The sequence below is a fragment of the Ureibacillus sp. MALMAid1270 genome, from assembly GCF_049202975.1.
In the GTDB taxonomy this organism is placed as follows: Bacteria; Bacillota; Bacilli; order Bacillales_A; family Planococcaceae; genus Ureibacillus.
The window spans coordinates 1-8143 of the sequence record NZ_JBMIRP010000023.1; the positions used below are offsets into that span (position 1 = coordinate 1).

Annotated in this window: 7 protein-coding genes; all 7 read left to right on the plus strand. The window is 34.4% G+C overall.

The annotated features are described in order from the left end of the window. Positions 1–332: 332 nt before the first annotated feature. Positions 333–647: a geranylgeranyl pyrophosphate synthase gene (locus ACOQFO_RS01985; protein ID WP_421688043.1), complete on the plus strand. Its 315-nt coding sequence runs from the start codon at positions 333–335 to the stop codon at positions 645–647. Between the two features lie 147 nt (positions 648–794). Continuing rightward, positions 795–1940: a radical SAM family heme chaperone HemW gene (gene hemW / locus ACOQFO_RS01990; RefSeq protein WP_421688045.1), complete on the plus strand. Its 1146-nt coding sequence runs from the start codon at positions 795–797 to the stop codon at positions 1938–1940. A 90-nt stretch (positions 1941–2030) separates the two neighbouring features. Continuing rightward, entirely contained in the window at positions 2031–3065 is a 1035-nt protein-coding gene (gene hrcA, locus ACOQFO_RS01995) for a heat-inducible transcriptional repressor HrcA (protein WP_421688046.1), read from the plus strand. A 12-nt stretch (positions 3066–3077) separates the two neighbouring features. Further along, a complete protein-coding gene (gene grpE, locus ACOQFO_RS02000) occupies positions 3078–3674 on the plus strand; it encodes a nucleotide exchange factor GrpE (RefSeq protein ID WP_421688047.1) in 597 nt (198 codons plus the stop codon). A 62-nt stretch (positions 3675–3736) separates the two neighbouring features. Then, positions 3737–5575 carry a molecular chaperone DnaK gene (gene dnaK / locus ACOQFO_RS02005; protein ID WP_421688048.1) on the plus strand — a complete coding sequence of 613 codons (1839 nt, stop codon included), beginning with the start codon at positions 3737–3739 and terminating at the stop codon, positions 5573–5575. 238 nt (positions 5576–5813) lie between these two features. Continuing rightward, positions 5814–6941: a molecular chaperone DnaJ gene (dnaJ, locus tag ACOQFO_RS02010; RefSeq protein ID WP_421688049.1), complete on the plus strand. Its 1128-nt coding sequence runs from the start codon at positions 5814–5816 to the stop codon at positions 6939–6941. A 75-nt stretch (positions 6942–7016) separates the two neighbouring features. Then, positions 7017–7955, plus strand: a complete 939-nt coding sequence (prmA, locus tag ACOQFO_RS02015) for a 50S ribosomal protein L11 methyltransferase (RefSeq protein WP_421688050.1) — start codon at positions 7017–7019, stop codon at positions 7953–7955. The last annotated feature ends 188 nt before the right edge of the window (positions 7956–8143 follow it).

Sequence of the window (8143 nt, forward strand, 5' to 3'; positions counted from 1 at the left end):
ATCCCTTGCGTTAGGGACCGAATGGTCCAACAGGCAATTTACCAAGTAATTGGTGGGATAATTGACCCGAAATTTTCTGACTCGAGTTTTGGATTTCGTCCTAACAGAAACCAACATCAAGCCATAAAAAGAAGTATTAAAAGTTAATGACTAGTCTCCTACTCGATTTAATTAAAACTAATAGAATAATAAGAAATTTACTCTTGCAACAAAATTTTCATGTAGTAAAATAGAATTAAACTTTAAAGCCTATTAATTTAATAGGAATAATTAAGTTTTAGTTATTTTGACATTGTTGTCATAATATTAAAGGGTAGGGAGTTGTATGCAGAATGGTAAATTTGACGGAATTAACTTTACCTCAATTATTTGAACTGGATGATTTAGAGGTGATACATACTCTTAAATATTCAAAAGACGAAAACGTTGGGCTATTAATTGCAGGTGAATATGCTAATAGAATTAATTACACTAGTCCAACAATTCGTTTATACTTATTGAATCAGAACAATGGAAGTTTTAAAGTAACAAAGGAACTGGATGCTTTTTCTTTTAAAACAAAAAAGGAAGCCCTTACATTTGCTGATGAGTTGCCACAAATGTCTGCAATTGATCTAATTTTAAAGTTAAATAGTATAAATGAATAATATTTCAATTAGAAACCTGATAGTTACAACTTGGGTTTCTTTTTATTTGGATTCAAAACTATTAAAGTGTGTAAAATTGAAATTTTATCCTAAAGCTGTACAATAAAGTGATAAATGATCTTTATAAAAAGAAAGAAGTGACCATAAATGGCTCGTGGTGTTTATATACATATTCCCTTTTGTCATCAAATTTGTAATTATTGTGATTTTAATAAAGTGTTTTTTAAAAACCAACCCGTTGATGAATATATAGAAGCAATTGGAAAAGAATTAAAGTTGATTCAGCAACAAATGCCTCAAGCACTTCAACAAATAGAAACAATCTATCTTGGAGGAGGAACTCCAACTTCTTTATCTGCAACTCAAATTAATCGACTACTCAAATTGATTACAGAATCAATTCCTACCAATATGTTAATTGAATTCGCTTCAGAAGCTAATCCTGATGAATTAACAATTGATAAATTACATGCATTAAAAGAAGGGGGTATCAACAGACTTAGCCTAGGTGTTCAATCCTTTGATCAAGACTTACTAAAAAAACTTGGTCGTACTCACTCGAATGAACAAGTTTATGAAACAATTGAAAATGCAAGAGCAGTTGGAATAGAAAATATTAATATCGATTTAATGTACGGATTACCTGGACAAACTATGAGCCAGTGGGAAGACACTTTAAAACAGGCTCTCGATTTGAATCTTCCACACTATTCTGCATATTCTTTAATTGTTGAACCAAAGACTGTTTTCTATATTCAATATGCAAAAGGTAAATTACAATTACCAACTGAAGATTTAGAAGCAGAGATGTACGATCTATTAATGAAAGAGATGGAAAAGAAAGGAGTTGTTCAATACGAAATAAGTAATTTTGCGGTAAATGGCCAAATATCAACCCACAATAAAATCTATTGGGATAATGATGAATATGTAGGAATTGGTGCAGGTGCCCATGGATATCTTGGGGGAATACGATATTCTAATATCGGCCCAATTAGAAAGTATCTCGATTCAATTCAGTTAGGTAAAAGACCGATCATCCATCAACATGAAGTGACGTTTGATGAAAGATGTGAAGAACAAATGTTTTTAGGGTTAAGAAAAATTGAAGGAGTCACATTCGAATCTTTTTCATCTAAATTAGGCATTTCGATGTTAGAAAAATACGGGACTATTATTCAAAAGCTTGAAAAAGAAGGTTTATTACTTGTTGACGATATTGGGATATGTTTATCGAGAAAAGGACGATTTGTTGGAAATGAAATTTTTCAACAATTTTTATTAGGCGAATAGGACGATTTCGTTGACATCATATAGGAGTTTTGATAATTTAATAATAGTATTAGCACTCTTTTGAAGTGAGTGCTAACAGGGGTGATGAAATTGTTAACAAACCGACAATTACAAATATTGAAAGTAATCGTTGACGATTTTGTTAGTTCGGCACAACCGGTTGGATCACGTCAAATTTCTAAAAAAGAAGGGATTAATTTCAGCCCAGCAACAATTAGAAACGAAATGGCTGATCTAGAGGAATTAGGTTATATAGAAAAAACTCATACTTCATCAGGTAGAGTTCCATCTGAAAAAGGCTATCGTTTTTATGTTGATCATTTGTTAAAGCCGAATTCGATTTCTGTAAAAGATATAGGTATAGTTCAATCTATTTTCCAAAATCAAATTGTTGAAATAGAACAAATTATCCGTCAATCTGCAAATATCCTTTCAGATTTGACTACCTATACAACAATTTTACTCGGTCCGAATGTCGGAAAACACCGTGTTAAAAGGTTTCAAATTGTACCATTATCTGAACAAACAGCTGTTGCTTTAATTGTCACTGACAATGGTCATGTTGAAAACCGTATGATTACTTTACCAAAAGGCTTCGATGCTTTAGATATTGAAAAAACCGTCAAAATACTAAACGATCGTTTAGTTGGCGTTCCTATATTAGAACTTCAATCGAAATTAGAACTTGAAACATTAGAAGTACTTAGACAACATATTCATACCGCAGATTCTTTATTTCAATCATTAAAGATAATGACTTCTATGGAAAATGAAAGTGAAATTTACTTTGCCGGAAAAACAAATATGTTGAATCAACCTGAGTTTCATGATCTCAATAAAATTCGAATGCTAATGGATTTAATGGAGAAGAAAAATCAAGTTATTTCGCTTTTCCATCCAGGCGATCAAGATATTCAAATTCGAATTGGATCTGAAAACAATAATTTAGCTATGGAAGATTGTAGTGTTATTACTGCAACTTACTCTATAGGTGAAGAGCAAAGCGGTTCAATAGCTATCATAGGACCGACTCGCATGGATTATCAACGTGTTATTTCATTAATTGATATGATGCGAAATGGGCTCTCACGTACCCTTACAAAGAAATTGATGGATGGATTATAAGGAGGATTTATTGTGTCTGAATCAACTGAAAATAAGGAACAGCTAACAGAAGAGAAAACTGAACAAGTAAACCAGACTACTGAAGATACTTCTGAAGAAACTTTAAATGCGAAAGAAGAAGAGCAAGTTGAAGCAGAACTTTCTACTGAAGAACAGTACAAACAGCAAATTACTGAGTTAGAAGCAAAATTAGTAGAAGAAGAAAATCGTTTTTTACGATTAAGAGCTGATTATGATAATCTACGTCGTCGTACTTTACTTGATCGTGAGGCACAAGAAAAATATCGAGCACAAAGTTTGCTAACAGATTTATTACCTGTATTAGATAATTTTGAACGTGCCCTTCAAGTAGAAGTGACTTCAGACGATGCAGTTTCATTATACAAAGGAATCGAAATGGTTTATAAATCATTAGTCGATGCAATTAACAAAGAAGGTCTAGAAGTAATTCCAGCTGAGGGAGAATCTTTTGATCCGAATATACATCAAGCGGTAATGCAAGAGGCAGACTCAGAAAAGGAATCAGGCATTGTATTACGTGAACTTCAAAAAGGTTATAAATTAAAAGATCGTGTACTTAGACCGTCTATGGTTTCTGTAAACGAATAATCTCTATCATATTTCGTTAAATGTACTTAATTAGTTTTTCATATTATAGGAGGCATATTTAAATGAGCAAAATTATTGGTATAGACTTAGGAACAACAAACTCTTGTGTAGCAGTATTAGAAGGCGGAGAACCAAAAGTAATTCCAAATCCAGAAGGTAATCGCACAACTCCATCTGCAGTTTCTTTTAAAAATGGAGAACGCCAAGTTGGTGAGGTTGCTAAACGTCAATCAATTACAAACCCAAACACGATTCTATCTATTAAATCTAAAATGGGTACAAATGAAAAAGTAAAAGTTGAAGATAAAGAATATACACCTCAAGAAGTTTCTGCAATGATTTTACAATACTTAAAAGGTTACGCAGAAGAATACTTAGGTGAACCTGTAACAAAAGCTGTTATTACTGTACCTGCATATTTCAACGATGCTCAACGCCAAGCGACAAAAGACGCTGGTAAAATAGCTGGATTAGAAGTTGAACGTATCATCAACGAACCAACTGCTGCAGCATTAGCATACGGTTTAGATAAACAAGATCAAGATCAAAAAATTCTAGTATTTGACCTAGGTGGTGGTACTTTTGACGTTTCTATTCTTGAATTAGGTGACGGTGTATTCGAAGTACTTGCAACTGCTGGTGACAACAAATTAGGTGGAGATGACTTCGACCAAAAAGTAATCAACTATCTAGTGGAAGAATTTAAAAAAGAAAACGGCATCGATTTATCTAAAGATAAAATGGCAATGCAACGTTTAAAAGATGCTGCTGAAAAAGCGAAAAAAGATTTATCTGGTGTTACTTCTACTCAAATCTCATTACCATTCATCACTGCTGGTGCAGATGGTCCATTACATTTAGAAGTAAACTTAACACGTGCGAAATTCGATGATATTACTCGTGACTTAGTTGAAAGAACTATGGTCCCAGTACGTCAAGCATTAAAAGACGCTGGAATGTCAGCCTCAGAATTAGATAAAGTAATCTTAGTTGGTGGTTCTACGCGTATTCCTGCAGTACAAGAGGCAGTTAAAAAAGAAACTGGCCACGAACCTCATAAAGGTGTAAACCCAGACGAAGTAGTTGCTATGGGTGCAGCAGTTCAAGGTGGGGTAATTACTGGAGATGTAAAAGATATCGTATTACTTGACGTAACACCACTTTCACTTGGTATTGAAACAATGGGTGGCGTATTTACAAAATTAATCGAACGTAATACAACAATTCCAACTTCAAAATCACAAGTATTCTCAACTGCTGCGGATAATCAACCAGCTGTAGACATTCACGTATTACAAGGTGAACGTCCAATGGCTGCAGACAACAAAACTTTAGGACGCTTCCAATTAACGGATATTCCACCAGCTCCACGTGGTGTTCCACAAATTGAAGTAACATTCGATATCGATAAAAACGGTATTGTGTCTGTAAAAGCAAAAGACCTTGGAACTCAAAAGGAACAAACAATTGTTATTAAATCTGATTCTGGTTTAACAGATGAAGAAATTGAACGTATGGTAAAAGAGGCTGAAGCAAATGCTGAAGCGGATGCAAAACGTAAGGAAGAAGCAGAACTTCGCAATGAAGCTGACCAATTAGTATTCCAAGTAGACAAAACAATCACTGATTTAGGTGAGCAAATTAGTGAAGATGAGAAAAAATCTGTTGAAGATGCTAAGGAAGAATTGAAAAAAGCATTAGAAGCTGGTGAAATTGAAGGCATTAAATCTTCTAAAGAAAAATTAGAAGGTGTGTTACAACCTTTAATTATGAAAGTCTACGAACAAGCAGCTGCTGCAGCTCAAGCTGCGCAAGGTGACGCAGGTACTGGTGCAAACACTGGGAAAAAAGATGACGGTGTAGTTGACGCTGACTTTGAAGAAGTTAAGGACGATAAATAATAAAATTTATTAATCCTTTGCCGTCTCAAAACAAAGAGAATGTATTAATGTAGTTGAAAAAGTCAAAGCCGAATTACGGTCTTTGACTTTTTCATTGTATGGTGATTGTAGCCAAAAAGCTAATTATTTTATTGGTTTTGTCAAAAAATGAAAGTTTTTTTAATCAGACTTTATTTGATAAAATTTAAACTAATTTATGCTACAATGAACGTTATGTATATAGAGCGGAGTGTGAACGATGAGTAAACGCGATTATTATGAGGTACTTGGAGTAAGTAAAAGTGCAAGTAAAGATGAAATAAAAAAAGCATATCGTAAATTATCTAAACAATACCATCCAGATATCAATAAAGAACCAGGTGCTGACGAAAAGTTTAAAGAAATTGCTGAAGCATACGAAGTTTTAAGCGATGACACGAAACGTTCCCAATATGATCAATTTGGTCATGAAGGACCAGCCGGAGGATTTGGTGGAGGTTTCGGTGGTGGATTCTCTGGATTCGGTGGCTTTGATGATATATTTAGTTCTTTCTTTGGTGGAGGAAGTAGTCGTCGTTCAGATCCGAATGCACCTCGTAAAGGTGATGATCTTCAATATCGTATGAACATTTCTTTTGAAGACGCGGTATTTGGTAAACAAACTGAAATTGAAATTCCAATAGAAGAAACTTGTGGAACATGTAATGGCTCAGGAGCAAAACCTGGTACATCGCCAAAAACATGTAGTAACTGTAATGGTGCAGGTCAAATAAATCAAACAGTGGAAACACCTTTTGGTCGTATGGTAAACCGCAAAACTTGTGGAACTTGTCGTGGTACGGGTCAAATTATTATTGATAAATGTTCTACTTGTCATGGTGCTGGTACGGTTCAAAAACGTAAAAAAATTAAAGTAACAATACCTGCTGGTGTTGATGACGGTCAACAATTACGTGTATCTGGTCAAGGTGAACCAGGTAAAAATGGTGGTCCAGCTGGGGACTTATATATTTTGTTCAATGTTAAAGCACATGAATATTTCGAAAGAGACGGCGATGATATTTACTATGAGCTAAAACTAACGTTCCCTCAAGCTGCATTGGGAGATGAAATTGAAGTTCCTACAGTACATGGAAAAGTGAAATTGAAAATTCCTGCTGGTACACAATCAGGGGAAAAATTCCGTATTAAAGATAAAGGCGTAAAAAATGTTCATGGTTATGGTCAAGGACATCAATATGTAATCGTAAGAGTAGTTACCCCAACAAAATTAACGGAAAAACAAAAACAATTACTACGTGATTTTGCAGAAATTAGTAGAGATATTCCTGAAGAACAAGGTAGCTCATTATTTGACCGAATAAAAAAAACACTAAAAGGTGAATAGGTGAACTTATCATTAAAAAGGCATGTTTAACATAAAAGCTGATTTGCACATTAATTTAAGAGGAGCTGGATGCAAGTGAAATGGACAGAAATATCTTTTTTAACAACAAACGAAGCGGTAGAGGCTGTAACAAACGTTTTTCATGAAGCAGGCGCTAGTGGAGTTGTCATTGAAGACTCAACTGAAATTGTGAAGGAGCGGAAAGATCAATTTGGTGAAATTTATGCATTGAATCCAAATGATTATCCGACAAATGGAGTGGTAGTAAAAGCATACTTACCAGCATCTAGTTTTTTAGCTGAAACGGTTGAGGAAATTAAACTTGCATTAGCGAATCTTAAAAACTTCGACATTAATATTGGAGATCAAGTACTCCAAACAAATCTTGTAGATGAAGAAGATTGGGCAACAGCTTGGAAACAATATTATCACCCGGTTAAAATTTCTGAACGATTTACAATCGTACCAACTTGGGAAAGCTATCAACCAGTTAGTACAGATGAGTTAATCATTGAATTGGATCCTGGTATGGCATTCGGAACAGGTACTCATCCTACAACGGTAATGTGTCTACAAGCATTAGAAAAGGTAGTGAAAAAAGGCGATACGGTTGTAGATGTTGGGACAGGTTCAGGAGTTCTTGCAATAGGAGCAGCCCTTTTAGGAGCTGGGAAAGTGCATGCACTAGATCTAGATGAAGTCGCTGTAAAATCTGCGCTAGAAAATGTTGAGTTAAATAAGGTAGATCATATTGTCGAAGTATTTCATGGGAATCTATTAGACTCAATTCATGAACCTTCTGATATCGTCGTTGGTAATCTATTAGCTGAAATTATTATGTCATTTACAGACGATGCCTTTTCCATTGTAAAACCTGGTGGTAAATACATTACATCTGGAATTATCGGATTTAAAAAAGACGAAGTGAAACAAGCGCTAGAAAAATCAGGCTTTGTTATTGAAGAAGTTTTAATGATGGAAGATTGGGTAGCGATTATCGCAACTCGCCCATAATATAAAATAACCTTTTAGGAAGGCTGTATGGTAATTTTTATTTAATTACTCAAACTTCGCACCTAAATAATTAGATTCGATAGTTGGCTCTATTAGGTTCTTCATGATTTCAATAAAAACCTTGACAAAGTTTTTTAAGATACAAAAAACACCTCATTCTTTGGTATAGTGGATTTGTCGAGAATACA